Annotated in this window: 33 protein-coding genes; 24 read left to right on the top strand and 9 right to left on the bottom strand. The window is 44.3% G+C overall.

Annotation, left to right across the window (positions count from 1 at the left end):
- The 11 genes from QT974_RS08930 to QT974_RS08880 form a co-directional block, all read left to right on the top strand.
- A partial coding sequence (locus QT974_RS08930) for a hypothetical protein (RefSeq protein ID WP_333468152.1) occupies window positions 1-219 on the top strand: 219 nt, incomplete at its 5' end.
- Between the two features lies 1 nt (window position 220).
- Complete coding sequence (locus QT974_RS08925; RefSeq protein ID WP_333468151.1) at window positions 221-529, top strand: hypothetical protein; 309 nt, start codon at window positions 221-223, stop codon at window positions 527-529.
- Window positions 530-650: 121 nt separating this feature from the next.
- Window positions 651-980, top strand: coding sequence for a hypothetical protein (locus QT974_RS08920; protein ID WP_333468150.1), 330 nt, complete (start codon window positions 651-653; stop codon window positions 978-980).
- A gap of 469 nt (window positions 981-1,449) precedes the next feature.
- Window positions 1,450-1,995 (top strand): hypothetical protein, encoded by a 546-nt coding sequence (locus tag QT974_RS08915; protein WP_333468149.1) that lies wholly within the window; start codon window positions 1,450-1,452, stop codon window positions 1,993-1,995.
- A gap of 2 nt (window positions 1,996-1,997) precedes the next feature.
- The gene (locus QT974_RS08910; RefSeq protein ID WP_333468148.1) at window positions 1,998-2,171 is read left to right on the top strand and encodes a hypothetical protein; all 174 of its coding nucleotides are present in this window, start codon (window positions 1,998-2,000) and stop codon (window positions 2,169-2,171) included.
- A 4-nt stretch (window positions 2,172-2,175) separates the two neighbouring features.
- Window positions 2,176-2,550, top strand: coding sequence for a hypothetical protein (locus QT974_RS08905; protein ID WP_333468147.1), 375 nt, complete (start codon window positions 2,176-2,178; stop codon window positions 2,548-2,550).
- On the top strand, window positions 2,550-3,068 hold the full coding sequence (locus QT974_RS08900) for a hypothetical protein (protein WP_333468146.1): 519 nt from the start codon (window positions 2,550-2,552) through the stop codon (window positions 3,066-3,068). The genes QT974_RS08905 and QT974_RS08900 overlap by 1 nt, the downstream gene beginning before the upstream one ends.
- Window positions 3,065-3,280, top strand: coding sequence for a hypothetical protein (locus QT974_RS08895; protein WP_333468145.1), 216 nt, complete (start codon window positions 3,065-3,067; stop codon window positions 3,278-3,280). The genes QT974_RS08900 and QT974_RS08895 overlap by 4 nt, the downstream gene beginning before the upstream one ends.
- Window positions 3,277-3,546: a hypothetical protein gene (locus QT974_RS08890; RefSeq protein ID WP_333468144.1), complete on the top strand. Its 270-nt coding sequence runs from the start codon at window positions 3,277-3,279 to the stop codon at window positions 3,544-3,546. Before QT974_RS08895 ends, QT974_RS08890 begins: the two co-directional genes overlap by 4 nt.
- Before the next feature lie 83 nt (window positions 3,547-3,629).
- Complete coding sequence (locus QT974_RS08885) at window positions 3,630-4,136, top strand: hypothetical protein (protein ID WP_333468143.1); 507 nt, start codon at window positions 3,630-3,632, stop codon at window positions 4,134-4,136.
- Window position 4,137: 1 nt separating this feature from the next.
- Window positions 4,138-4,323 carry a hypothetical protein gene (locus tag QT974_RS08880; protein ID WP_333468142.1) on the top strand — a complete coding sequence of 62 codons (186 nt, stop codon included), beginning with the start codon at window positions 4,138-4,140 and terminating at the stop codon, window positions 4,321-4,323.
- Between the two features lie 155 nt (window positions 4,324-4,478).
- Here QT974_RS08880 and QT974_RS08875 read toward each other — a convergent pair whose 3' ends face one another.
- Window positions 4,479-5,450, bottom strand: coding sequence for a hypothetical protein (locus QT974_RS08875; protein WP_333468141.1), 972 nt, complete (start codon window positions 5,448-5,450; stop codon window positions 4,479-4,481).
- 5 nt (window positions 5,451-5,455) lie between these two features.
- The gene (locus QT974_RS08870) at window positions 5,456-5,986 is read right to left on the bottom strand and encodes a hypothetical protein (RefSeq protein WP_333468140.1); all 531 of its coding nucleotides are present in this window, start codon (window positions 5,984-5,986) and stop codon (window positions 5,456-5,458) included.
- 33 nt (window positions 5,987-6,019) lie between these two features.
- Here QT974_RS08870 and QT974_RS08865 point away from each other — a divergent pair, with 33 nt between their 5' ends.
- From QT974_RS08865 to QT974_RS08815, 11 genes are all read left to right on the top strand, one after another.
- Window positions 6,020-8,422, top strand: a complete 2,403-nt coding sequence (locus QT974_RS08865) for a hypothetical protein (protein WP_333468139.1) — start codon at window positions 6,020-6,022, stop codon at window positions 8,420-8,422.
- A gap of 2 nt (window positions 8,423-8,424) precedes the next feature.
- Window positions 8,425-9,387 carry a hypothetical protein gene (locus QT974_RS08860; RefSeq protein ID WP_333468138.1) on the top strand — a complete coding sequence of 321 codons (963 nt, stop codon included), beginning with the start codon at window positions 8,425-8,427 and terminating at the stop codon, window positions 9,385-9,387.
- Between the two features lie 8 nt (window positions 9,388-9,395).
- A complete protein-coding gene (locus QT974_RS08855; protein WP_333468137.1) occupies window positions 9,396-10,673 on the top strand; it encodes a hypothetical protein in 1,278 nt (425 codons plus the stop codon).
- A 165-nt stretch (window positions 10,674-10,838) separates the two neighbouring features.
- Window positions 10,839-11,132, top strand: coding sequence for a hypothetical protein (locus QT974_RS08850; RefSeq protein WP_333468136.1), 294 nt, complete (start codon window positions 10,839-10,841; stop codon window positions 11,130-11,132).
- Window positions 11,132-11,491 carry a hypothetical protein gene (locus QT974_RS08845; protein ID WP_333468135.1) on the top strand — a complete coding sequence of 120 codons (360 nt, stop codon included), beginning with the start codon at window positions 11,132-11,134 and terminating at the stop codon, window positions 11,489-11,491. Before QT974_RS08850 ends, QT974_RS08845 begins: the two co-directional genes overlap by 1 nt.
- A 6-nt stretch (window positions 11,492-11,497) precedes the next feature.
- Complete coding sequence (locus QT974_RS08840) at window positions 11,498-11,869, top strand: hypothetical protein (protein WP_333468134.1); 372 nt, start codon at window positions 11,498-11,500, stop codon at window positions 11,867-11,869.
- On the top strand, window positions 11,869-12,198 hold the full coding sequence (locus QT974_RS08835; protein WP_333468133.1) for a hypothetical protein: 330 nt from the start codon (window positions 11,869-11,871) through the stop codon (window positions 12,196-12,198). The genes QT974_RS08840 and QT974_RS08835 overlap by 1 nt, the downstream gene beginning before the upstream one ends.
- Window positions 12,198-12,527, top strand: a complete 330-nt coding sequence (locus QT974_RS08830) for a hypothetical protein (RefSeq protein WP_333468132.1) — start codon at window positions 12,198-12,200, stop codon at window positions 12,525-12,527. The genes QT974_RS08835 and QT974_RS08830 overlap by 1 nt, the downstream gene beginning before the upstream one ends.
- A 134-nt stretch (window positions 12,528-12,661) precedes the next feature.
- Window positions 12,662-12,943, top strand: a complete 282-nt coding sequence (locus QT974_RS08825) for a hypothetical protein (protein WP_333468131.1) — start codon at window positions 12,662-12,664, stop codon at window positions 12,941-12,943.
- A 13-nt stretch (window positions 12,944-12,956) separates the two neighbouring features.
- Window positions 12,957-13,712, top strand: coding sequence for a C39 family peptidase (locus QT974_RS08820; RefSeq protein WP_333468130.1), 756 nt, complete (start codon window positions 12,957-12,959; stop codon window positions 13,710-13,712).
- A gap of 339 nt (window positions 13,713-14,051) precedes the next feature.
- Window positions 14,052-14,660: a Uma2 family endonuclease gene (locus tag QT974_RS08815; protein ID WP_333468129.1), complete on the top strand. Its 609-nt coding sequence runs from the start codon at window positions 14,052-14,054 to the stop codon at window positions 14,658-14,660.
- A gap of 229 nt (window positions 14,661-14,889) precedes the next feature.
- On the opposite strand, the gene QT974_RS08810 is transcribed toward QT974_RS08815, so the two are convergent.
- The 3 genes from QT974_RS08810 to QT974_RS08800 form a co-directional block, all read right to left on the bottom strand.
- Window positions 14,890-15,504, bottom strand: a complete 615-nt coding sequence (locus QT974_RS08810) for a type II toxin-antitoxin system PemK/MazF family toxin (protein ID WP_333468128.1) — start codon at window positions 15,502-15,504, stop codon at window positions 14,890-14,892.
- 4 nt (window positions 15,505-15,508) lie between these two features.
- A complete protein-coding gene (locus QT974_RS08805) occupies window positions 15,509-16,108 on the bottom strand; it encodes a type II toxin-antitoxin system antitoxin SocA domain-containing protein (protein WP_333468127.1) in 600 nt (199 codons plus the stop codon).
- A gap of 194 nt (window positions 16,109-16,302) precedes the next feature.
- Complete coding sequence (locus tag QT974_RS08800) at window positions 16,303-16,773, bottom strand: DUF4079 domain-containing protein (RefSeq protein ID WP_333353073.1); 471 nt, start codon at window positions 16,771-16,773, stop codon at window positions 16,303-16,305.
- A 96-nt stretch (window positions 16,774-16,869) separates the two neighbouring features.
- On the opposite strand from QT974_RS08800, the gene QT974_RS08795 reads away from it, so the two are divergent.
- Complete coding sequence (locus QT974_RS08795) at window positions 16,870-18,351, top strand: ankyrin repeat domain-containing protein (protein WP_333468126.1); 1,482 nt, start codon at window positions 16,870-16,872, stop codon at window positions 18,349-18,351.
- A gap of 220 nt (window positions 18,352-18,571) precedes the next feature.
- On the opposite strand, the gene QT974_RS08790 is transcribed toward QT974_RS08795, so the two are convergent.
- Together QT974_RS08790 and purH are read right to left on the bottom strand one after the other, a co-directional pair.
- On the bottom strand, window positions 18,572-19,522 hold the full coding sequence (locus QT974_RS08790) for a 2OG-Fe(II) oxygenase (RefSeq protein ID WP_333468125.1): 951 nt from the start codon (window positions 19,520-19,522) through the stop codon (window positions 18,572-18,574).
- 279 nt (window positions 19,523-19,801) lie between these two features.
- A complete protein-coding gene (gene purH, locus QT974_RS08785; RefSeq protein ID WP_333468124.1) occupies window positions 19,802-21,349 on the bottom strand; it encodes a bifunctional phosphoribosylaminoimidazolecarboxamide formyltransferase/IMP cyclohydrolase in 1,548 nt (515 codons plus the stop codon).
- 468 nt (window positions 21,350-21,817) lie between these two features.
- On the opposite strand from purH, the gene QT974_RS08780 reads away from it, so the two are divergent.
- Window positions 21,818-23,710, top strand: a complete 1,893-nt coding sequence (locus tag QT974_RS08780) for a PAS domain S-box protein (RefSeq protein WP_333468123.1) — start codon at window positions 21,818-21,820, stop codon at window positions 23,708-23,710.
- A 191-nt stretch (window positions 23,711-23,901) separates the two neighbouring features.
- Here QT974_RS08780 and glcD read toward each other — a convergent pair whose 3' ends face one another.
- Window positions 23,902-25,377 carry a glycolate oxidase subunit GlcD gene (glcD, locus tag QT974_RS08775; protein WP_333468122.1) on the bottom strand — a complete coding sequence of 492 codons (1,476 nt, stop codon included), beginning with the start codon at window positions 25,375-25,377 and terminating at the stop codon, window positions 23,902-23,904.
- Between the two features lie 13 nt (window positions 25,378-25,390).
- Window positions 25,391-26,272 carry a DUF6671 family protein gene (locus QT974_RS08770; RefSeq protein WP_333468121.1) on the bottom strand — a complete coding sequence of 294 codons (882 nt, stop codon included), beginning with the start codon at window positions 26,270-26,272 and terminating at the stop codon, window positions 25,391-25,393.
- Between the last annotated feature and the right edge of the window lie 114 nt (window positions 26,273-26,386).

The following is a 26,386-nucleotide window of genomic DNA, read 5'->3' as shown; positions in this document are numbered from 1 at the left end:
CGAACTGAGAAAGTGTCCGAAATTTCGGACACTTTCTCAGTTCGCGGGTGTTGGATTTTAGGTTTTAACCCTATGGCAATCAAGCTCAAAAAATACGAACAAGCTTTAGCAATCCTCCCTGGATGCAAGGGTTTGGACAAATTAGTGCTGTACGACAATCTCAAAAGTCTGGGATATTGCTGGAGTACGGGCGATCGTAAGTGGTCTTTGATGAGGTGAGATGGAAGAATTTACACCTGAAGAAAAGTTGGTAATCCGTGACTATTTTTGTGAGCCAGGTTACCCGCAGCCTCACGGTGAGGTTGTAGCGGCGCAACTACTATCGGCAATGATCACCTCTAGTAAGTACGAGCTTGAAGAATACCCAAGACTCGCCGAAGCAGCCATCAAACTAGCGGCTATTCTGGCAGTCCGATTCGACAGGGAAGTGAAGCGTGAGCAAGAGACGACAGCCCCAAAGCTTCCAGCCTCAGACAAAGATTCTATGAATTTTAACTCTGAGGCAGATTACGATCCTATTCCCTTTTGAATTGATGGCGGCACCTGCCTTAGTGGTGTGCAGCTCGGGCTGACGGGCTTTTCTATCTCTCCAGTCGTGCGATCGTGTTTGCCCTCAAGTGCGATCGCTATTTTTTTTTAGGATTTAAATCATGATTACCGAAGAAACCCGAATTGATTACGAGCGGATTGGTGAAATTGACGAGCCATCAGTATCCAGCGTTCTCTTGACACTTTTTGGTACTGAGTTTAACGAAGCAAGTTTAGACCAAAAGTTGGCATTACTAGAAGCCGTTGCCTACAGTTTGCGCGAAGGCGGTTCGTTTCGTGAAAATTTAATGGGTGTAGTAGGTTGTGGCCCGGATATGCCGGAAGTCCTCACGTCTGCCGCAGTTCAGACGAATGAAGGGCTTAAGCTGATGGCAGTGCTCCAGGTGGCGATCGTTGATGGTTACTCTGTTGCTGAGTTCGCCACGAATTAAAAATTAAAATGCTCCTCAACTGCAAGAACAGTTAGGAGCCGATCACCTTCATTAAACCAGGCAGGCGATATGCAAAATATATCACACAAATCATTAGATCCAAAAACTTTTCGAGAGTTGACTCAGTGGTCTGTTTACAAGATCGCGAGAGAGACCGAGATTCCATTGGACAGTCTTTACAACTACTTGAAAGCCAAATCTGACCCCAGATACCGTGAACCCAAACCCTACATAAAGAGACTGCTGGGTGAGATATACTCTCGGTTACACCCTAATTAAATAGTTGCAGCCCTCTCCCTTGTGGAGGGGGCTTTTTTGTTTGAATTTGAATCGATTCAAGTCGATTTTAGTCACTGACTAATCATTGGTCAGTGACTACTATTTTGGTGGTTGAATTCCTTTTATTGTTGGTTTATCGATTCAAATCGATTCAAATCGATTCCGAATTGATTCTTTTCAAGAGGTGGGTATGAATAAGGGCGAAAACGATGCAGTCATTGATGTTGAGGTTCACTCAATCGATTCCTTTGATGTCGAATCGATTGACCGCTGGTATTCGGCTTCGCAAGTGCAGCGAATTCTCGGATTGAATAAATCTGCGTTGCAAAAGGCGATCTCCAAGCTGACGAGCATATATGCGATCGACATCAAACTTCTGCGACGTGGTGGCGCTCGTGCAACTGAGTATTCTCAAATTGCTCTGAAGGCAATTCAACTATTGAATTCTCAGAAGTTCGCCGAACTTCGTGAATTGGTAGAAAAAATGCCGGCTGCGTCTCCTGTTCCCGCGTCGAGCGCGATCGTTCTTCAGTCCATTGATCGGCACGCTGAGGTTGCCCGTCAAAGTTCCTCTGTTGCTAACCAAAATCTAGTTAAGATTAGCGGCCAAATCGCGTCCCTTATGGGCAATTACAGACGATTGGGGGAGACGTTGGGGGAGGAAGCCGGCGCTCAATTTGAGGAAGGTTTCACTAATGGTGTTTCTCGCAGTATCAAGAAAATCTCGGAGGTGTAAATGTGTTTTATAAAGTGAAAGTCACGCGCTGCTTTAATACTCCCAAGGTTATTGTCGTCAGTGGGAAAACTTCTCAGCAAGCTATTCGCTCTGCGGCGATTTCGCTCAGGGATGAGGGGATTACTGATGCGCGGGCGATCGAGGTCATAGGTCAAGTGAACAGTTTGAGAGGTTAGGCAAGTGCAAAAACAAGAACTTTACCGATGTCACCTCAAGATCGAAGCTCTCAAGCAAAAAGCCCTAGAAGTAGGGCTGACCAGAGATGATATTCGCAAGTTCGGCTCCCTGACGAGGCGCGAGACGTGGGAAAAGGCGATCGCGTTCCGCGCCGCCACAACCCGCGAGTCCGATCGGTGGAAGGAGATCGAACCCGTGGATAACATTATCCACACCGAGCCGCACTTCCCTCGAATTCAAAGCATCCTCAATATTCCCCAATTGTTCGCACTGTTTTTCGCGGTCGTAGGATTTTTTGTATTCGTCGAGCCAGTTCTGCGGAAAATTCCGAGTCCATTCCCTATCAGAGTCAACATTCAAATTGGAGCGTCAAAATAATGGGATTAATGAAGCAACTATTCGGTGGCAGTCAGTCCGCCGAATCATCCGCAGGTGGCGGTTTAGTTCACGATGGCACTCATTCGATCGACAAATCAAAAGTGCTGGCTGCTACAGGCCCTGGCGTCATCAGCCCACAAAATCCTGGTAACTTTTCCAGTATCCGCAGTGTTCCCGTTTTACCAGCACCGCGCTACTTTACAGAGGAAGAGGCTGATGCCATGAAGGGCCTAGCAAAAGAGAAAACAGACGGTGCCCGACAAGCCAAACGCGCTTACGAAGCACTGGGGAAGATTGAAGAGGCCGATGCCAAAGTCCACAAACACCACCGGAAATATGAGGGTGTCGTTGCCGACAACGAACTGGTAAAAAAGCGCGCTGATGGCAGACTCGGCAAACACTTGCACGCACAACGCCCCGCCTATGCCCGACTGGGCATGAGTTTGGATCAAGCGGCCAGCAATGCCGACACTCGCATCTCTGAAATTAAAGCGAAATTACAGGGGGTCAAAGGATGAATAGCAAAGGTGAACTCACCCCTAGTGAATACTTGGCAATGAACATCTCCGGAAGGATGGATGCGTTAGAAGCCAGAATTGACGCTGAAATCTACCACGTCAACGTAAATATCAAGTGTCATCTCTTGGAAGTCGAGATGATGCTTGAAGGGATTGAAGAGTGCGATCGGAAATGGCCGCGAGTAAAACCTCAGCAGGTGGCTAAACAATGACAAAAGCGATCGCAATGCTCAACGATTTCTTGATGCTTGCGATTGCTTCCAGCTTTCTCTGCTGGATAGCATCGCTGCACCCGCAAGCTTTAGCTCTAGTTCAAGCCGTGTACATGATTTTTGTCTTACTGTGGATGCTCAGTTGGGTGCTTGACGATTGGTTGGTGGCACGGCTAAAAATCAACGCAATCACCTTGCAGGGTGTATTGGTTTTAAGTTTAGCTGCACTTGTGGTTGGTTTGGGGGTGATGTTGTGTCGCTCTTAAAAGTCTCAGCTCTGACTTGCTCAGGGCTCATTCTCTGGCTCGCACCACCGTTCATCCTCAGCCGTAAAATTCCCTTGCACAATATGACCACAGGCTTAGCCTTGATAGGTGGTTTCGCTTGCTGTTTTGAAGCCCGCAGAGCTGCCCTCAAGCTCAGTCAAGCTGAAGACTTTGAAGCAATGAAGGAAGCTGTCATCATTGCCGACACTGAGGATGAATTGGCTACCAGTGCCTATATTTCTGAACAGCAGCGCCGGATGGAGGCTGAGGGTATTTTGAATGCAGGTTCAGAACGAGAAGATACTGTTGAAGCCCTTAAGCGAGCGTGGCTTTTGGATTGTGGTTCTGAACCTTCTGAACCAGGTGCTGAACCGCTGAACCAACCAACCGACAATGCTTTAGTTGTAGATGAGGAGAGGTTCACGAGTTTGAACTTGACCAAAAAACAGGCTTGTGAATTGATCGAAAAGATGCGGAACCTGAACCTGAATCAAAAGGACATAATTGAAAAATTGTGGTCGTGTACGAAAGGTGGCAGCACCGATTGGAAAGCCGCCAGAGAAATCTTTAGACGGTTGACGGGAGAATAGTATGAGAACAAAGCATCGTGAGTTGTTAGACAAGTTCTGTCCGAAATGTGGCTCGTCTGAAATTCACTATGATGAGGATTTTGGCTTTTACAAGTGTTCGTGCTGCGAGCATTGCTGGGCCCACGATGAGGACGACCCCGATTATGCTGAACTGGATGAAGATTTAGAAGATGACGATTTGAATTGATAACGGTGTTTAGCAAAAAGCCTCTGAAATTTTCAGAGGCTTTTTGTTGCTATCACGAGGATGAGAGTTAAGGCTTGATTAATTTGTAAAGTCCTTTTTTTAATTATATAAACATCTATTACACCCATTGTAGGCTAAGATTTTAGCTGAACTCTTTATTGTCTATAAGCTCGTTCTTGCCAATTCCCCCAGGCAGAATTGAATTCACCTCTATCCCAATACCTATTGCCAGTGTTAAATGTTTGAATCCTGTATTTTCCGGTGAGGTTGGTTTTAAATAATGGATCGAATTGCAGTAACACTCCAAATGTTATTGTTGCGGGTAAATTAAGATGCCCAGAATTGTTGTCGAGCCAGAGTACCGCCGCAAAACTAGCCGGCAGCCACGTATTTGCATTAAAAGGTGTACTTCCTGATCGGGGCGAAAGCAAACAATTATTTTCTAACAAAGCTGCTTTCGCCAACACTTGTACCGTGCCAACGCCTTCATTCCTGCCTAGCACCGTATTATCCGGCAAGTTAATAAGCCTGCCCTCTAAAGCTAATTCGATCGCCGCAATCCTCGCCGCCAACGCATCTACATCGTCATCTTTTTTTTTGCTAAAACTAACAACCTGCCGCCAAGTGCCCTTGATTATCAAATAATCATTAGCTTTCAGTGGCTGATTCCATTTCGGTTCAACCCTAACTCCTAATTTGAAGTTACCTCCAACTAACAAAGTTTCATTTGAGCTGAGAAACGGTACTAGAATTGGGACGTGAGTTTCCGATCCACCTTGGTTTTGCAGCACCACCTCACTCTCATACTGCCACGGCCCGTTGTCAGCGGCAACATACAATCCCAAGCTAATTTTTTGCCCCTGAGTGCGAATTTTTGCAATTTCAGCCATTGTGGCTGATTCACTCATTAAGGCATTTGTGTCAGGCCACGGAGCTTGGGCAAGTCCGAACAAGCCAACCGTAATTTTCAAGTCTTCAAGCACGGCCTGATATTTGACCAAGTAATCTTTTTCAAAGATTTGGTACTCGGAATTCACGGTATTCATGTCCAATATCGCAACAATATTATTGCTATCAGCCACCGTTATCCTGCGATTAAAATTTCCCGTCGATCGCGCTGGTTCCATATTTTTTAACTTAGGTAAACCCTACCGGAGTAACTTACATCACCGTTCGCTGCGACAGCCATATCAAGTGGGAATCCGCTCCACCTAACAGTGCAAGTTCCGTTGGTTGTTCCCCCTACCGACGTGCTGCCCATACTAAATCCTAACTCGGTAAGGTAGTTCGCGCCGGTAGGATTTTTGACAGTATCCAGCTCTAGCAATTTAATACGCCTAGCGGCATCGATTAGCGCAATTACTTCGTTGGTCGGCGCGGCATCGCCAGCGCTGGGGGCTACCCAAGTCACCCCAGTTAAGTATGTTGCACTTGTTATTGAAATAATTGCGCCCGCACCCGCCGAAAGAGTGACTGGAACAGTGAGCGAACCGCTCATCGCTCCAGCACTGTTGATGGTCCTCTCTAGATTCCTGATATTTGATGGATTTCGCGTCGCGTTCATCTGTTGCCCCAGCAAAAAATTTACGCATCCACAAAACCAATCTTCTACGGATGTAATTCCCGAGAGGGTGCCGCCACTACCATTTACGAAAGCTGCCATGTCATAATTGCGTTAATGTAATTCAATTATTGCATGACAAGAACGACTAGATTTACGCCAACAACAAGTATTGGCACATCAAGTAGTGACGAAAATGGCTTTGAGGGGCCGCAGGATATTGCCGATCTTGCGGCTATCGAAACTGATATCGGTGGTGGCAGGGGTGGTTTGCCACGGCAACCGACCGGGGGAGATATTCCCCGGCGATCGCCAATGGGTGGTATCGATCTAGGAAAAGGGCTAGATTTGGAAAAGCCACGCGCCCCGCGATCGGGAGTAGGGTTAGAGCTGGGTAAATCCCCCGCCGGAAATTTAGGGATAGGCGTAGAGGTTCCCTTGCCTGTAACCGCACCAATATCCGCCAGGGGTGGGGTCTCGATCGATCCAGCTACGGGAGGAATTCGTGGCGGTTACGGCGGGTTGGGTTTTGGGCTGGGGCCGATCGGTACATCGATCGACGTGGGGGTAGACACGCCGCCAGAAAGCGATAAAGCTGGGTGTTTTAAGTATGTAACAGTGACGTTGGGCCCTTTTTCGCACACGTTTGGAAAAAATGAGTGCGAACCCAGGAAACCGATCGCTCAGCCAGATCCACCAGGTAACTCAACCGACTTCCCGTTGAATTGGGAAATTCCTCGTTGGCCCGTTGGAAGTGCTGATAAGTATTGCACATATATCCTTGGGGTAAAGCATCGTCGCGCAAGTATTTGGGGTGATACTATTTATGATGAGTATGAATATGAAGGAGATGGAGATTATACTCCAGAAATTAATGGCGAGTCAGAAACTTTAACTGTTAAATTAACATTCATTAAAAGACCTGGTGGACTTCCATCTAATAATCCTCGCATTTCCCCAAATGTTAGTCCTTTTTGGGGCGGAGGTGGGTCATTTGATTATTTTAATCAGGTTTGGAGCCAAACAGAAGCAGGATATATAAATTATGTTGTATACGGGTACTCTGGAAGAGAAAATGTGTTAAACGAATATCTCAATAGGCCAGGAAATGGTCTCGTGTCTTTTTATGTGGCTAGCCCAATATATAATCAATGGAATACGACCTACAAAGTAATTTATTCGTCTTGTGGGCTGCCGGAAAATATACCTTCCAAAAATTTTCCCGACCCTAATAATCCTTCTGAATTGTCTGATTCACTCCCCAATTCTCCACCAACAAAGAAAAAAATGGACGATTGTTGTAAAAAATCTTTTCTACTTCAAATTGAAATTTTACGTTTACTTGGGCGCGAGCTTGGCCCCCAAGGTCTCGTGCCGCAAACTAAAAAAGCTGGATTTATTGGCGAAGAACTTGAGCGAGTGGAAACACCGATCGAAAATCCCAGCAATCCTAAAAAGATTAAGGTACGATTTACAACAATATATGAGTTGCTGATGTATATGGTTGATCAAGCCAATAATTTGGATACAGCGCTAGACCCGCAGAGCTACAAAGTCCCTACTGGAAAACTTCAAAATCCAGAATACAGTAGAGATTCAGAACAGTCACTAAAATCAAACAGTCAACCCAATAAAGACAAACTAGGGAACAAGCGAGAACTAGAAATCAACAAAGATGATGCTGCTAAAATGAGTGGTTTTTTACAGCAGCAATCTTATATGTTCCAGATGTTGCGCCGATTCGAGTATTTATTTCCACCAGGTGAACTTCAAGATGCTTTAATTGCCAAAAGTTTGCTAATTCCTGGTGCTGAAGGTGATATTAAAATCCATAATATGATAATGGCGTACGAAATCCAAATGCAGTATTTGGACGCTGCATTGGGAAATCCTCGCGAAATTCTAACCATTAAAGATGCAAATCCGGCAATTGAAGGAGACCAGCCGATCGAAGTGCGATCGTTGTCAATTTCCGATCTTCTCAGGCAAAATATTAAATTTCACATTGACACTGGCGGTGATGTAGATGCGCTTGTTAATTTGGTATTGCGAGATTTCAGAACAAATTTAGCTATTAGGATTGACCAAATTAAAACGGCTGAGATGGTACAGGCATTATTTGAAGATTCGGGAATGCTTGAAAAGCAAGAATATATAAAAGTTCACTTAGAAGGCGATCCATACGCTGGACAATGGATAAAAGGGCAAGGATTCAAAGCTAATCCTGATTTAGAAAAAAAGACAGAAGAAGCTACAGAAAAAGTTCTTAGAGAAACAATGAAGCCCAGCGAAACTAAAATCAAAGTTTCTCGCCGTAGCAAAGATGAAAAAACTGATATGCGAGATTTACTTCGAGGGTTAGCTGATTTTGTACAGCGTCTGCTTTCTATTCCCAGCTCTGGGGATGCTGCAAATTCTATCAATAAGTTGGTAGAATCAGCTAAATTTAAAGTGCAAACTGAAATGGCACTAATTCGTCAGAACGTGGCTCAGGCTGCCACAGCCAGTCGTAATCGTACTAAAAAAAGGAAAAAATAACTGTGAATTTATCTGCTGCTTACCTTCCTCAATCCTGGTACAAAGGTGAAGGGCTTAAAGAAATAGTCGATGCAGTCTCCGGCTTTTGGGGGGGGATAGTTGCCGCTGCCGGAGATTTGTTAAATCGGTTTGCCAATTTTATTCAACAGCAACTCAACAAAGTTAATATTTTTGGCGTTAATTTTGGCACTTGGTTGCGAGAAAATCCAATCGGCGCAATTGCTGGTGCGGGGGCGGCACTTCTAACCGGTGGCGTAGTTCTTGTTATTGGGGGTGTTGTTGCGGGATTTGTTGGCGGTGGAATTGTAAAAATTTGGAAAATGGCGCGGTTGGCTTTTACCGCTTTAGGGCTGGGCGGATTAGTTCGCGCCGCAGTTGGTGGTGTGCAGCGAATTTGGAATTTTAATTTTCAAATTTCTGATCAACAAATTAGGTCTCAGCAAAAATCCTTATTGGAGGGACAAGCAGGTGTATGGGGTGAAGCTTTAGGTAGCATGGTGGGTACGTTGTGCGGGTTCTCGTTGGGGCGAGTTGCTTACGCCAATCAAGCAGATTTAATTCGCTTTAATCCCGATTTAATAGCTAAATTAGATGAATTGCGGATCAATAATTTTGATGAAAACTCCGAATTGTGGGAGGAAGCGGTAGAAAATCTTAAAAGTGCGATTGCCAGTAGTAGCCGAGCCGCCATGAATATTGCTGGGCTGGAAGCTTACTTAAATGTACGAAAGGCGGTAAAGGCGATCGCCCGTGGCGTTAACTTAGCCAGTATTCATCCCGGGTTGGGCAAAATGGTGGAAACCTGGGGAGAAGAAGGGCAAAAACCTTGGAGTTTTGCCTCGGCACAGGAAGAATGGATAGAATCACTTCCCGATGGCGCAATCCAAAATTTTGCAGAAGAATTTATCGAAGCTGCGCAAGATATGTGTGCTGAATCGTCAATTCAAGTAAGTTACGCACTGTAGAGGTATTTATGGCAAGTACAACCAATTGGAGCGGTATTGGGCGGCAAATACTTGATCAATATTTGCAATCAGAAAAAGGCGAAGGCGGTGGTGGCGATGCAGGGCAAATGGGGCTAGACATCTTTAACAACGGATTTGAGGATGAATTTCCAGGTGATGCCGATGATCCAGCCGGAACATACCAAGGATACTCGTTAGAAGCTAATCGCGCATCCGAAAGTCGGCCGTGGGGTGGCTCGTTCGGCGATCGCCCTAAAATTCACGAACTTAACCAACCGCCAGCGGCTCAGGCTTTAGGCTGGCGGGTAATTGATTTTTATCCAAATCGCGACCACAAATCGGAATTTTATCGACTTGCCGGCACACCTGCGGAATTACGGCAGATGATACAAATTGTACAAGCTACTCGGTTTGTTACTGGTGCGCGGGTTGATTTTGAAATCTGGTTTGAATTATGGGAAAAAGGCTTTCTTGATTTTACTGAAAATCGAAGTGATAGTAATTTCCTACTAAATGGTGACAAACAGTGGGAGCGAATTAAAAAGCCAGAGTCACGACCAAGGTTTAGGGAATGGAGTAATTCACAGCAAAGGGCTAATTACGGGTTTCGGGTAATTGAATATTGGCGCGATCGATCTGAGGCAGAATCTGTATTGCTTACGGGTACTGACTTGCAATTAATTCAGCATATTATCCAAATTGAATATGAAGGTGGGGGAAGTGCATCCAAATCTCAATCAAAAAACTGGCCACCAATGAAAGGGCAACCAGAAATTAAATTATATTTTAGAGGTGAAAAAAGAGCTCAAGCTGAAACATCATTTAGAATAATGAATAAAACTGACGATCCAAAAATCCCGTTACCTCTTATTGGTAAATCAGATTTACGAACTTATGCTCGAAAAATTAAAGAGCAATTTGCTACTCCTGATTTGTTTGTTTGGGAGAAAGGTAGAGAAGTTCTTAGCTACAAAAATCGCTGGCAAGGATTCGACGGCCAATGGTGGCTTTGTAGAAACGAAACTGCTGGCCGATCGCTATTGACAAAAATATTGGCAGTGTCAGACCTAAGTTTAGATATTTCAAAGATTCGGATGAGCAAAGCTGTAGATGAAGCAACAACTTTTCCAACAAACCCTCCTGATATAACAGTTTTGGATCAGCAGGTTAGCCAACCTACTGAACGACCTTTGGTAGATGTTGCGTTTTGGCGTGCAGAGATTACGTTGTCAAAATTAACAACGCCCATCCCTTTAGTAGAAAGAGGTACAGTGGTTTACGACTGAGAGAATAAGGAGCGAAAGTTTTCGGAAACCCTATAGGTTTCCATAGTTTACTTACTCCTTAAAACCCTCAAACTACTACTACAATGGAAGGTGTAGATTATACACATATTTTTTATGCCCAAATCAGCTCACCAAGTTGAGACCGCAGGAACAGGCAAACTTATCATGAGTTTACCTACTGGAAAATACGACGCTACGATAGGGCCAATAGTAGGCATTACTGCACTTACAGGTGCTGCACCTCCCGGCAGTTTCAGTGAAACCTCGGTTGCTGGGGTTCGCAAAGGACTATTAGGTAGTGTCAAAATTTCTTACAAAGTTGGCACTAAAACAAAACAAACCCGTTTGCTGTGTTCACTTGAAAAACTAGACACCTGTGTAACTGAGCTACCCGGAAAAGCTTACGGAACAGGGATTATCACTTCCGCTAGATTTTCGGTTCGACGGAGGCTTCGATAATGGTAGCTCTCAAAAAAATGCTGGCAACAGTAGATTTAGGTGCTGGAGCGACACAAAAATATTATTTTATGTCAAATCCGCTTCTCTACGCTTCAATTGGCGCCACCGTTGGAATTTCTCTAGCTCCCACTACAGACAAGCAAGTTGTTCACAGAGTTGAAGACTTGCTGTTGTACGGAGTTTTAGAGAGTCTAATGGCGCGAACAGGTACAACGGCATTGAATCGCAAAAATACAAAAATTTTGTGTGCAGCTAATAAAACAACAGTTGCCGAGCAAGATTTGGTTGGAAAAACAATTCCTCAAGGCGTAATTACTTCAATTAGCGCCGATCTCAAAGCTCAAGATTATTTACCATAGGAAAATATGCCAAAAGGATTGGTTTTTGTTGGCGAAGATACTGTTGCTTATGGCTTCATCAGCAACGCCAAAGTTTACACGCCAGAACTTCAAGCAGCTACCGGACTAAAACCTGTAATTTTACCTGATACGACCAGCGGAGTTAAGGTTCCTTGGAGGTTGCAAGATTTACTCCAAGCGGGGGAATTAAAAAGAGTAACCGTTGTATTGGATGACGGTGCTGGCAAGCGTACAAATAGAAGTCTTTTTATTTCTAAAGCTTCTGTTGCAACCTTCCGAAATTTAAGTACCGCGGGTGGATTGATAGGCGCAATAATTGACTCAAAAAGAGTTGTAAGTGCCTCCATACCCCGTAAAGCTTCTTTTGTTTTAGGATAATGCCATTATCTTCTGTTCCGGTGTACAAGGAAACTTTATTATTAGGCTTAGAACCCTACAAAATACCTGTTCTTTTTTCGGGAACAGTAATCATTGTAGAACCTAAATTTAGTAATAATTTTATCAAAGCTTTTGCAGGCTATTTTATACCTGCTGTGTCAACCGAAATAGGAGAAATTCAAAATTCTTGGCGCAAAAGTTGGGTAAATCAAAAGCAATTCATTAATTTCTCGATTCCGTATTTTCCCTCTACATATGAACTGTATTTTAAGGCAGGTTATTTTTTGAGAGGGAGAACTTTTGACTTAAATATTTGGGAGCTAACATAATGGACGTTTCTACAGCAAATTGGTACACCAATCTAGGGACTACGGTTCAAGCTGCTTTTAATACATCAGCAATGACTAATTTAACGCCTTCTCAAATCGTTTTTGGCGCAGCAGTCGCTTATCGGAAGGCGCAAGAAAGTTACAATAACGGAACGTCTGTTGACACGGGAGCTTACATTAATTTTGCTTCTCCACTTGTAGAAGATATAGTTCCATCCCTTGACAACGCTGGAGCTATTAGCAAGAATAGCACAATCACATTACGAGCTAAAACTGTTTATTTGCCGGATGCAAAGATTCAACCTCAGCAATCCATAACAATTATTTAATTGTTGCTTTACGTCGGCATTTAAATTGTTGGCAGTATTGTCAATAAGTTGAATGCCGACGATTTATTATTTCATTTACAATGATAATTGACTGGGAATGTTTGAATAGTTAAATTCGCTTTAACAAAAACGATATGCAAGAAATTGTTGAAACAATATCAGTCGTCGGTTCCTCTGTTGGCTTAATAGTATCTCTTGTGGGCATCTGGAATGTATCAAAGGGGATTGTCAAGCGATTAGTTATTATCCAAAACAAACTCAATTCGTTAAAGGGGATGGTATTCATCCTAAGAGGACGGATAGACGACCTGGAAAAATACCTTAGTACGGGACATGGGTACAATGTTCGCGGGACGGTTGGCGATATAGAAGAAATTTTCACCAATCAATATGACGATGATGACACGGGATTTTGAGGAAAATTAAGACATGAAGTTAACAATAACTGGTATCACGAACCTCAAAACTCGGCCGCTTCAATCCGTAAATTTGCAGTTGCAGGAGAAGGTTGTCGTACTTAAAGGTGAGATTTTTGAGCTTTATGATTTTAAGCCCGATCGTAATAAGCACTGGAAAATCTTTCTGAAGTTACCATTTCAAGGTAGGCGAGAGTGGTTTATTTATCAAAGTCACGCGCGCCTAGAGCTAGATCCGTCAACAAATCGCGCGCCTTCCATTCGGCTTACTATTCCATACAAATCGCAGCTAGATAACAAGCACAATCCCGCTGGCGCTTGTAACGTAACTAGCTTGGCTATGGCTATTGAATATCTGAGTGATACGACCGGAGATATTATAAACAAACAGTTTGAAGATCACCTTTATCGGTTGATGGAAAACAATAACCTCAATCGCCATTCACCACAGGATTTGGCAAAAGTTGTAAACGAGTTTTATGGCTTTAAGGATGATTTTACTGTTTGGGGTACAATTGATCGTTGTAAAAATCACCTTGCCGCTGGCAACCCGTGCGTGATACATGGCTATTTCACATCTTTCGGGCATATTATTGTCCTGGCCGGGTATGATGACAAAGGCTTTATCGTGCACGATCCTTATGGTGAATATTTTGACAGTGGCTACCGCACGGATTTAAGCGGTGAATTTCTCCACTACTCTTATGACTTGATTCAGCGGACTTGCATTCCCGACGGTCAGTTCTGGGTGCATTACATTTCTCGCTAGAGAAAAAGGAATGAGTGGCTTTATTAATGCAGATATAATGCAGTTTTGGTTTAAGCTTGTTACACCCCTTGTTTTGACGGGTTTTTCGTGTCAAAGCAGAGGTCTGCAAAACCTCCACCCCCAGTTCAAATCTGGGTGCCGCCTTTTTTAATTAAAGTGCGATCGGAAACAGATTAGGGAAACGACACTGCCGTGTCCTGTATTGCATCCGATTTAAAAATGCCATAACGCCATGATTGCGAATGCAAATAAACCCGGTTGCTTGGAGAAACCGGGTTTATAAAACGATTTCAAATTATTCTTATGTTAAAATAATGTTAGAAGATTGGAGGTTTTCCCATGATTCAAGCAATATCCAAGTTAATAACTTTCGATGAGTTTCTGGAGTGGAAGCCAGAAAGCGGACGCTATGAACTACGTAACGGAGTTATTGTTGAGATGCCTAATCCAACTGGTAAACATTCAGTCGTCGCAGGTTTCCAGGCGCTAGAATTTGGTTTTGAAATTAGGCGATTACAACTTCCTTACTTTATTCCCAAGGAATGTACAATTAAATTCAGCGATAACTTAGGCTACGATCCAGATGTGATTGTATTAGATAAACAAGCCGTAGAAGCCAATGAGTCTCGATGGGAACGAGAATCAGTTATTACTCAGGGAGATTCTGTTAAGTTAGTTGTGGAAGTTGTCAGCACAAATTGGCGCGATGATTATGCACATAAGATGATCGAATATGAAGCATTAGGCATTGCTGAATACTGGATTGTTGATTATTTGGGTTTGGGAGGTAGCCGTTATATTGGTTCTCCGAAACAGCCTACTTTGTCGGTTTGTCAATTGGTAGATGGTGAGTATCAGGTTAAGCTGTTTCGGGGAGATGAGAGAATTGAGTCGGCGGTATTTCCCGAGTTGACTTTGACAGCGGAACAAATTTTTAATGGCGGGTAAAAAAGCCGGGTTTCTCTGCATTACACCCGCAGTCCGCGAGGGGTTTAAACTCCTACCTAAAAGCAAAAGTCCTCTCGGACTGATGATTTATTTAGTTTTCTTGAGAGGACTTTCGCTATAAGAGGGGGAATTAATTCGCTTGAGCGGACTTTGGGGTTAAGTTACCATATATCGGCACTGCGATGTCCCGTATTTTTGTATAGATGCGGTTTCAACCGCCGTCTGCATCTCACCATAATTCTAGATCGCTTATGACTTTTTCTAAATCAATCTTTTTCGTCATCTCCTTCGGAAAATAATCAAAGACTTTCTCTAAAACTTCCACAGACACATTGTTCATCAACCAATCATCACTAGAATTATCCCCAAGATTCAAAAAATACTTTAAACGTTCCTCTATCGACTCCTTATCTCCTTTATCCACTTGTCCAACTCGCTCAAACCAATTTCCTTGCGAGTCCTTAAAACAATTAGCCTCAACTGTGCATATCTGATGCACCAAAGCTAATGAATTGCGATCGAGACCATTTTTGGTGGTCGAGTTAATCGGATATGCTGTTGGCAAACCTTTACAGGTTTCTTGGAACGTTAAGGGAATCACCGTAAAAGTTTGCAAGCATTCTGAGTTATCTTGAAATTGGTCAATTTCCCAAAACAGATAATGATGCTCTCCCCGCAAAACCCTACTAGAATTAATTATCAGATTGCAATCAACTGTCTTGCATTCGATCTCGCCTGGCTCACTTAGATCGTAAATGTGATTGTGATTTTGTTGGCAACGAAGAGATATTTTTTGGGGATTTACTAAATAAATCCAACCTTGGCGAGGTGTTTTTCCAGCCACGTTATTACCCTAATTCATTGATTATTTTTTGTCTTTCTGTCTCAAGATTAAGCCTTACCACTTGCTCTAGTTGATGGCTATCTTTAACCTCAATCATTGGCGCAGTGCTGCCGACATACTTTAGTAACTTCTGGATTTTATCCTGTCCTGAGCCTGCCCATTCTCTGCGAATGTTTTCCAGCATTAGTTTTAGTCCTACAGGCAATTCTAAATCGTCGATATTACCTGCTTCGGCACCAAGTCGGATAAATATGGTTTCTCCCACCAATTCTTGAATGATTGTTTTGCCATTCATTTGATTTAAGGCGACAATTATGTCTTCGTTCCAAGGGCTATAGTGATAATAACGCCAATTGAGCTGCGTAAGTTGTTTGTTTGTCCATTTGACAGCATAAAGGTCGGCTAAATATAAGAATTTGATTAATTGGTTTTTTGTAATGTGGCCTTTGGTGGTGTAAACAAAATAGTTGATGAGGGTTTCTAGCATGGCTTGGATTTTTTTTAGGGTGCGGATATATAAAAATTTATGAATTCCATCGATAATCTGAGCGCGATTCACCTTACGACTGTTGGGAAAGACTAAGAGATAGGGTTGTTTATTCAACTGTTGAATCACCCTGGTGCGGAGCTGTGAGATTGTCGATCGCGATCGAGGGATTATCCATGGCGGCGCACCCTACGACTGTTACGATTAAAGAAACCGGGTTTTTAGCAGAATTTACGCCTACAGCGAAGTAAACACGTGAAAAACCCGGTTTCTGGACATCCGCGCGCAAGTCCTGAATCGTACTTTAACCGTTACATTTTACTGATGATTCTTTGCACGATTTCTACACCTGTTACCGCCTGCCAACCAAACAGCCCCAACAGCGCCACGTTCAGAAAGATGTGAGTGTATCTGGCAACATTGTTGCCTTTTTGCATCAACGGAGTCAGGGAGGCTGAAATGGCAATAATTGCGGTCATTCCCAAGCCGGCGACTAAGTGCGGGGCGACAAATAGTTTGCCGTTGTTGATGTAGGTGACGGCCATTCCGCCGATCGCACCTGTTACCATTAAGGCTAGCAGCAAAGAGCCCATCTGATGGTGCTTGATATTGAATTTGCCCTTAATTAACTCTTTCTTGACTTCGCCTTCCGCACTTCTGGTACGGCGGATTTGAATTCCCAGATACAAAGCATAAAATGAGATTGCTAGCAATACCCACATTAAAACTGGGTGGAAGAATTGACTCCAAACTTTTACAGACTGCGGAATTTCCAGATTCATAGTGTTCTCAGGATTAGTAAACATACTTCATAAAACTTAGCATACCAGTAAGTCCGTCTCGTGCGACGGTACAAATATACGGTATGAGAGACTATTATGCCTGCCACTAAACAAGACGCTGTATTGATCCAAGCTGCCAAGACTGGCAACATTATTCACGTCCAAGCCTTACTCGCTAAGGGCGTTGACGCTAACGCCAAAGACTCTGAGGGGACGACGGCTTTGATGTTTGCCACCCAAAAGGGCTATACAGAAATCGTGCGTATTTTACTAAACAATGACGCTAATGTCAACCTCGCCAGCAGACGTTTTGGCCTCACGGCTTTGATGTTGGCTGCGGCTAACAAACAGGCTGATGTTATGCGGCTGTTGTTGGCTGCGGGTGCTGATGTTGATGCTAAAAATGATGATGGAAGTACGGCTTTGATGGCGGCTTCTCACAAAGGCGATATCAATGTTGTCCGGCTGTTACTTGATGCTAAGGCTGATGTGAATGTCCGAGATAAAGATGGCGATTCGGCTCTAAAAATAGCTGCTTTGTCGGGACGCGAAGCTGTTGTGAAAGCTTTGGCTGATGCGGGTGCTGTTGCTGATAACTCTATGCTATTTTCAGCTATTAGTCAAGGTAGCGCTAAAATTGTCCGAATTTTGGTCGATCGCGCTGCGGATGTTAATCTTAAAAATCAGAGGAGCAAAACTCCTTTGATGCTGGCTGCTACGGCGGACAATTTGGCGGTAGTCGAGACGCTGCTAGCTGCTGGTGCTGATGTGGAAATTCGCGACAAAGAGGGCGAAACTGCTTTAACTTTGGCTGCGGATTCCGGTAATGTTGATGCGGTGCGAGCTCTGCTGGCTGCGGGTGCTAATGCGAATGTCAAAAGTGGAGATGGCGGGACGGCTTTGATGGCGGCGGCGGCTGGGGGAAATTTGGCGATCGCACATATATTACTAGATGCTGGCGCGGATATCAACGCCAAGGACAGAGATGATGAAACTGCGTTGAATTTTGCCGTGGTTGAAGGCTGTCAAGATGTGGTGGAATTGCTGTTAAACCGAGGTGCTCATGTCGGTTCCAGAAATCGGTTGGGCGATACGCCTTTGCTGGTGGCGGCTGTTCACGGTCACAGTGCGATCGTATCCGCTTTGCTGCAAAAAGTAAACTCAAATCGCCCAGATTTCCTGAATGCTAAAAACTTTGGCGAGACGGCTTTGACGCTGGCTGCATTTCACGGACATACTGAGACTGTGAAAGCCTTGCTTGACGGCGGTGCAGATCCGAATATCCCGGCAGATTTAGGGAAAACTGCTTTAATGAAGGCGTGCGATCGCGGTTATCTGGCGATCGTCCAAATATTAGTCGAAAAAGGCGCGGATGTCAACTTGCTCGATGAGTCCGGCGCAACTGCTGTGATGTGGGCCGCCCATCGCGGTTATGCTGATGCAGTAGAGATTTTAATCGCCGCTGGTGCAGAGTTAAATCACAAAAATCCTGGCAATTATACAGCTTTAATGTTAGCTGAATTTAAAGGTTATTCCACTGTTGTGAAATTGCTCAAAAGTGCCGGAGCACAGGAGTAATAAGATTTTCGATTTTCGATTTAACAGGTTCCCAGGTTAGAGTCTGGGAACCCATGACCATGTAATTTTAACCATCCATTCTTCAACCCACCGAGGTGGGTTTAGTCTGTATAGACGCGGTTGAAACCGCCGTCTTATCTTGAAAATATCTGCGTTTATCTGCGTTTATCTGCCTTAAATCTGCGGTTTTGCTATTCATAAAATATTTATGCAACAAGTCTCAATCCGCTTTCCGCACCCAGCCATTAATAGTAAACCTACTATCAGCAAAAGCTTTCGAGGGACAGCTAACTCGCAAAACTTCGTGCATATAGCGGCTCAGAAAAAATACAATGCTATTATTCCGAGGTTCAACCGTTCTGAATGTCTCATCTGCAACATAAAAATTGTTCTCGACTTTGCTGTCGTAAATCAGCAATTCCCCGCCTGAAAAAGCCTTAGGTTCTCGGTTGAAATAATAAACGTAAGTAAAAAATCTGCTGGCAGTATCTGGCGAACCGCTGTCGTTATGAAGTTTGTAAAAGTTGTTGTCATTGTGCAGAGTTAACTGAGCTTCTATGTCACCCAGCGGAAATGCTGGGATATTTAATTTACGCAGCACATCGGGGAGAATTGCTTTAATGCGATTCACCATCAGTGTAGAAAATTCCGGGAAGGAGTGGAGCACCATTGAGCGACGGTAATCTTCGGCATTTGTTGAGGTGCTGGTAGTCACAAATTCTGATTCTTTGGCTAAAACATATTTAATTAGTTTGTTCTTTTCTGCGGCTGTAAAAAAGTTATCTATTTGGGCGTAGCGAGATATTAAGTCGTCATTTACAGGCGCGGGTGCGGGAATTTCTGTGGGAATTTCTGCGGGAATTTCTAGGCGGATTTCTAGGGGGATTGCTGGCTGCTGCGGTTGCGGTTGCTGCAATAAAATTGGGGGTTCTGTGACTAATCCGACTAGGTGTTCGGCGGGAAAGGAAAGGCTGGAACGCCCGTCGTCTATGGGGATTTGAAATAAGCTGGAAAAACCTACTGTCTGTTGCGCGCGATCGACTAATGCTTTGACAAGGCTGTGCAATAATGGTGTGTCGGATTTGAGCGTAATGGTGCACTGATGTCCGCCGGTCAGCAGGATTTTAACTTTTACGTCTTGGGGTTGAATTTGCTGTTCAGTGTAAGTCATAATTTTTTTAAGGACGCAACTGGGAATTCGTTAGGACATAATAGTGTTGATTGGTGTCAACAATCGCGTTAAACCCACAGTCCGCCAGGGACTTAAGTCCCTGTCTAATAGCGAAAGTCCTCGGTCGAGGACTCAAGAACTCATTAGTCCTCGACCGAGGACTTCAGCTATTAGCCAGGGGTTTTAACCCCTGGCGGTCTTTCGGGTTAAGCTGACACCCAAACACTATTATATCCCTACACTATCGTACACAATTGAGCATTGCTATAGGCATTATTCCTAATGCAAGAAGTGCCGGATATCAGTGAAAACCATTGTGATTCCGAGTTCGTTTGCTGCTGCGATCGAATCTTTATCGCGCATACTTCCTCCCGGTTGGACGATCGCAATTATCCCCGCCTCAGCAGCCGTTTTTACCGAATCATCGAAGGGGAAGAAGCCGTCGCTAGCCAAAATTGCTCCTTTACTCTTCTCTCCTGCTTGTTCCAACGCTAGTTTAACCGATCCCACGCGGTTCATTTGTCCGGCGCCGACACCGATTGTAGTGCGATCGCGCGTCACAACGATCGCATTCGATTTCACGTGTTTCGCTACTTTCCAAGCAAACAGCAATTCTTCTAACTCTCCCACAGTCGGCTGCTTCTGTGTAACTGCGCGCCATTTGCTAGTTTCTTCTACTACATTATCCGATTCTTGTACTAGCAAACCGCCTGCAATTACTTTCACAGTTTGTGCTGGGCCTTGAGTCAAATCCGGCAAAATTAATACTCGAACCTTCGCCTTTTTCTTGATAATTTCTTCCGCTTCCGGTTCGCAGCCTGGGGCGACAATACATTCTAAAAATGTTTGAGTTAGCGCTGTGGCGGTAGCAGCATCAATCGGGCGATTCAGGGCGACTATTCCGCCAAAAGCTGAGACTGAATCCGTGTCGAAAGCTTTTTGATACGCTTCGGAAATAGTCGCTCCCAAGGCTGTACCGCAAGGATTTGTATGCTTCAGAATAGCGGCGGCGGGAGTTTCTGGGAATTCTACAATTAACCGTCTTGCTGCTTCTAAATCTACTAAATTATTGTAGCTTAATTCTTTGCCTTGCAGAATGGTGCTAGTCGTCCAGCCTGTCGGTGTAGTTCCGCTTTGATACCAGGTGGCGGCTTGGTGGGGATTTTCGCCGTAGCGGAGTGTTTGCAGCTCTGTTCCCGATACACTAAACTCCTGTGTTAGCTTCGATTCTGCTGGCTGGGATTGGCTGCTGAGATAATTGGCGATCGCGCGATCGTAATTTGCTGTATGCTGAAATGTTTCTAACGCGCACTTTTGCCGAAACTCTAAGGATGCTTCCGCGCCGTTTTGGCGCAGTTCTGCTAAATAAGTATTGTACTGTTCTGGATTGCATAAAACTGTCAAATGAGCGTGATTTTTAGCTGATGCTCTCAGCATCGCCGGCCCGCCGATATCTATCTGCTCAATTGCGTCTGCAAGTGTTACCCCTGGTTTGGCAATTGTCTGTTCAAATGGATACAAATTGACTACAACTAAGTCGATCGCCCGAATTTGATTTTCGCTTAAATCTGCGAGGTCTTGCGCTACATCGCGGCGTGCTAAAATACCTCCGTGGATTCGCGGGTGAAGTGTTTTGACTCGCCCGCCCAAAATTTCGGGAGAACCAGTATATTCCGCAACTTTCGTGACTGGAATTCCTGCTTCTTTGAGGGCGCTTGCTGTCCCGCCGCTGCTAATTATGTCAAATTCAAATTCTTCTACTAGACTGCGCGCTAAGTCGATTAGCCCGGTTTTATTGGATACGCTCAGAAGTGCTAGACGTGCCATTGGTTTGAAATTGCGATCGCAAAAATAGACAGGTTACATTCTATATCAAATCTGGCGGCAGGTACATAATTTGCTAATTGGCAATGGTGATTATTGTCTCGATTAATAGATGAGTCTGCTTTTTTATAGCGTATTTATTTTATAAATCGTATAATAATTTATACTTGGCAGTTGCTTTTAAATATTTAGAACTTGCCGCTGGCTCCTGTTATTTTGTCAGGCGCGAGCGGGATTGAAGTCATATATAGCCTTAATAGTTAGTCTTGCTACTACGTAAATGCCGATGTTGTTGAAATTACTTAGCCAACAAGCAATAGATAATTAGATGGCGATCGCTCTGGAATCTCTACCCTATTTTAGGAGGAATTTTCAAAGTGATGTGTTAGCATTGGGTGTAAATTGTTCAGTTCATAAAAAAGCCTAAAAACCAGGCGAGTTCGACACCATAATTAAAGCGAAGGTTTAAATATGTTTTTTCAACAAGCCGAACCCGAGAATCAGCTCGGCAATATTAGCACTACCCAGAAAACACTTGCTAATAATATGACCCCTAAAAGAGATCGTCAAGATTTACCCCAAAAATCTGCCGACAATTCTGCCGAGATTAACCTTTCACATTCTCACATTATTCATGTTTGCGAAATGCAGCAAATGCAGGAAGCAATAGAACAGTTAAAACAGGATTTGAAAGCGAGTGAATCTCGGTTTAAGAATGCGATCGCCAAAAATGCTGACGGGATCGCAATCGTCAACAAGCAAGGCCTTGTCTGTTTTGCCAACCCGTCAGCAGAAGCGCTATTTAACTGCAAAGCAGAGCAACTTTTAGGTCAAGCATTTTTTGGCAATTTAGTAGTAGAAGGTTCAGCTTGCGACATAGAGATGGACACGGATATTATTCACCAAGTTGGAGAAACAGAAACACCAGGAATGCGGGTCATACAAACAGAAGTTGAAGCTATTCGCCAGCACAAAGCCAACGCTGTAGTAGAAATGCGGGTGGTGGAAACGGAATGGGAGGGAGAAATGGCTTATTTAGCCACCTTGCGGGACATTACCGATCGCAAGCGCGCAGAAGAAATGCTTTGGTTGTACGATCGGGCTATGGCCGCTACCAGCACCGGAGTTACAATTTCTGACGCCACCAACCCAGAACATCCAATTATTTATTGCAATCCCGCATTTGAAAGCATGACAGGCTATCGACGGGAAGAAATTCTCGGGAAAAACTGCCGATTTTTACAAGGAAGCGATACCGACTCCAAGGCGCTAGAAATTATCCGTCAAGCCTTGAAAGCAGAGAGCGGATGTCAGGTAATATTAAAGAATTACCGCAAGGACGGAACAGCTTTTTGGAATTATTTCTCAATATCTCCCGTGCGCGATAGAACCGGGAAATTAACTCATTTCATCGGCGTACAGAGAGACATCACCGATCGCAAACAAGCCGAAGAAGCCTTGCAAAATTCCGAAGCGCAAAGCAGAGAACAATCAGCACAACTAGCAGCAGCACTTGAGGAACTCAAAACCACTCATTCCCAATTAGTTCAGAGCGAAAAAATGTCTAGTTTGGGATTGCTAATAGCCGGAGTCGCTCACGAAATTAACAACCCAGTCAGCTTTATTCACGGGAATCTCGCTCATCTCAAAGGCTATACTCAAGACTTATTTCAGCTCCTAGAACTTTACCAACAACATTATCCCAATCCAGTCGCTGAGATTCAACAAAAAACAGCAGATAACGATCTCGAATTTTTAGCTGAAGATTTACCCAAAATCATGTCTTCAATGAGCGTAGGCGTCGAGCGCATTTGCCAGATTGTGCAGTCGCTGCGGAACTTTTCGCGGCACGACGATTCACAGATGAAACCCGTTAACCTCCACGAAGGTATTGACAGCACGCTGTTAATTCTCAATCACCGCTTGAAAGGAAACGGCGAAATGCCGCCAATTCAAATTATCAAAAAATACGGAAATTTGCCGCCTATCGAGTGTTTTGCCGGGCCAATAAATCAAGTTTTTATGAATATTTTCAGCAATGCGATCGATGCTTTAGATGATGGAAACATTATGCCAAATTTTCAAGAAATGCCCAAAAATTTTCGCCAAATTATAATTTGCACAGAAGTTGTCGGCAATTTTGTAGAAATCAAAATTGCTGACAACGGGCAGGGAATAACTGAGGAAGTCAAGCAGCGCATATTCGATACATTTTTTACTACCAAACCCGTTGGTAAAGGCACCGGAATGGGTTTGTCAATTAGCTATCAAATTATTGTAGAAAGACACAAAGGGGAATTTTATTGTACTTCAGAATTGGGCAAAGGCACGGAATTTGTTATCAAAATGCCGATCGCACATTAGTGTCGGATGCAGCAAGCACCTTACTGTTAAGATAAAACACATTAATAGATGTCACTTATAGTCCAGTCTCGATCCCCCTAAATCCCCCTTAAAAAGGGGGACTTTGACTGCTCTTGTCCCCCCCTTGTTAAGGGGGGCTAGGGGGGATCTCCGGGTTTAAAAACACGCCCTCAACTCTCATACACAACGCCTTAAAACACCTCCGCACCCTCCAACTTCTTCATAGTTTCCACCTTAGCCCTCGCAGCTTCCCCGCAAGTCTTCGGCGTCGGAAACATCTTCCCAGGATTCGCCAAACCTTTCGGATTAAACACCTGACGCACCCACTGCATCGTCTCCAAATCTACCTCCGAAAACATATCCGGCATAAAACACTTCTTATCAGCACCAATCCCGTGTTCCCCCGAAAGACTGCCGCCAACCTTCACGCACAGCCTGAGAATTTCCCCGCCCAATTCTTCCACCTTTTCCAGCGCACCTTTTACCGAGTTATCGTACAGAATTAGCGGGTGCAAATTCCCATCTCCCGCATGAAATACATTCGCAATTCGGTAGCCGTATTTCTCGCTCAAACCCTCAATCTCTTTCAAAACATAAGCCATTTGCGTGCGCGGAATTACGCCATCTTGCACGTAATAATCCGGGCTGAGATGACCCGCAGCCGCAAAAGCAGCTTTCCGCCCTTTCCAAATTTTCATCCGCGTTTCTGGATCGTGAGCTGTTGTGATATTTCGCGCTCCATTCTGCTTGCAAATATCAGAAATTCGCTGTTTGTTTGTCGCAACTTCCACTTCTAAACCGTCGATTTCTACGAGCAGAATTGCGGCCGCATCGCGCGGATAACAACCCGTTGCTACGACATCTTCTACAGCATTGATGCTGATATTGTCCATGATTTCCATGCCGCCGGGAATAATCCCAGCGCTGATAATATCCGAAACCGATTCGCCCGCTGCTTCTATGCTAGGAAAATCTGCCAACAGAACGCAAATCGATTCCGGCGCTTTCAAGATTCGCAAAGTAACTTCTGTGGCTATTCCTAAAGTGCCTTCGGAACCAACAAATACACCAGTTAAATCGTAACCTGGCATTTCCGGAATTTCGCCGCCGACATCGACAATCGAACCGTCTGGAATTACCAATTTCAATCCTAAAATATGATTGGTTGTCACTCCGTATTTGAGGCAGTGTACGCCACCAGAATTTTCGGCAACGTTGCCACCAATCGAACAAACAATTTGACTGGAAGGATCGGGCGCGTAGTAAAAACCTGCGCCGCTAACTGCTTGGGTTACCCAGTTATTAATTACTCCCGGTTGTACGACTACTTGCTGATTTTCTAAGTCTACTTTCAGGATTTTTCGCATCAGGGCTGTGACAATCAACACGCAGTTTTCTACGGGTAAAGCGCCGCCGGACAGCCCGGTTCCTGCGCCTCTGGCCACCCAAGGAATTGAATTGCGATCGCATATTTTGACCACATTTGCCACTTCCTCAGTAGTTCGCGGCAATACCACCAGGGCGGGGCGCTGGCGGTAGCTGGCGAGTCCGTCGCACTCGTATACAATCAATTCTTCGCGGCGCTGGACTACCCCGTTTTTGCCGACTGCGGTTTCAAATTCTTTAATAACGGGTTTCCAGTTGCGTTCGGTTGCTACGGCTATCATTAGTAACTTAATTTTAAGGGTTGCAATACTGACACTGAGCGGGATCGGCAGTCTCTCGACCGTCGGGAAACAGTTCTTCTTTAGTATAACCGCAGTTTTTGCATAGATAAATTGTCGATCGCACTAGCTGAGTCGGAAAATAGCAAAGTCCGCAGGGCAATCCTATTTTATTCTGGGCAATATCAAATCCCGGCCAACCGCACTCAGGGCAGAATTGCTTAAATTTTTTTACTAAATCCAGAGTGGCATTTTCGATGTTTTGCATCCGAGTCGGATTGTACATCGCCCGCATATCTGTTTCGACATGAACTTTACCACTAACTGATTTGTTGATACCGGCCCTAACAGCATCAAACAACTGTTTTTCTGTAACAATTCCCTTGACAATTTCACTATTACCTGCGGCAGCAGCCCCCGTTATCACAACCAGTGCGTGTGCTGGAAATCCCACTTTGTTAGCAAAAACTTTGGCTTCTTCTACACTAGAAACTAACTGGTGACTGTAATTAGTTTCCACCGACAAAGATTCGCCGACAAGTTCGAGATTGTGGGTTTTATCTAATAAAATTACGATTTCTCTATTAGCTGGCAGATACGGCATCATTGGGTGAGGCCCGAAACTGCCTTCGCTGGCAAAAGCCAGAGTTTCGCCCGCAATTTCCAAAGCTTTTGCTGCTTTTAATCGAACCGCTTCTATTTGAGTGCCTAAACGTTTAACTTCTCTAGTGAACGTGCCAAATTTGTCCGTATCAAAATCGGTAGGTACTATGATTTTTACGCCTAATTCCCGTTCCAAAATCGGAGCCATCACCAGTTCTTTTTGGTGCATGGTAGCGAGAACCGCGACGCGATTTAATAATAGATGTGGATTCACAGACTCAGAGAATGTAGACATATAGTAAAATCATTTTTGACTGGTGCGACTGGGTGCATCTCAATGAGTGCAAATATATTTGTAGGGGCGAAGCATGACCGCAGTAAATATAAAATTATAACTAATAACTTATAT

Origin of the sequence: Microcoleus sp. BM001215392 (assembly GCF_036700185.1) — a bacterium.
Classification (GTDB): domain Bacteria; phylum Cyanobacteriota; class Cyanobacteriia; order Cyanobacteriales; family Microcoleaceae; genus Microcoleus.
The sequence above is the reverse complement of the archived record's forward strand: the minus strand, read 5'-3'. Positions and strand labels throughout refer to the sequence as shown.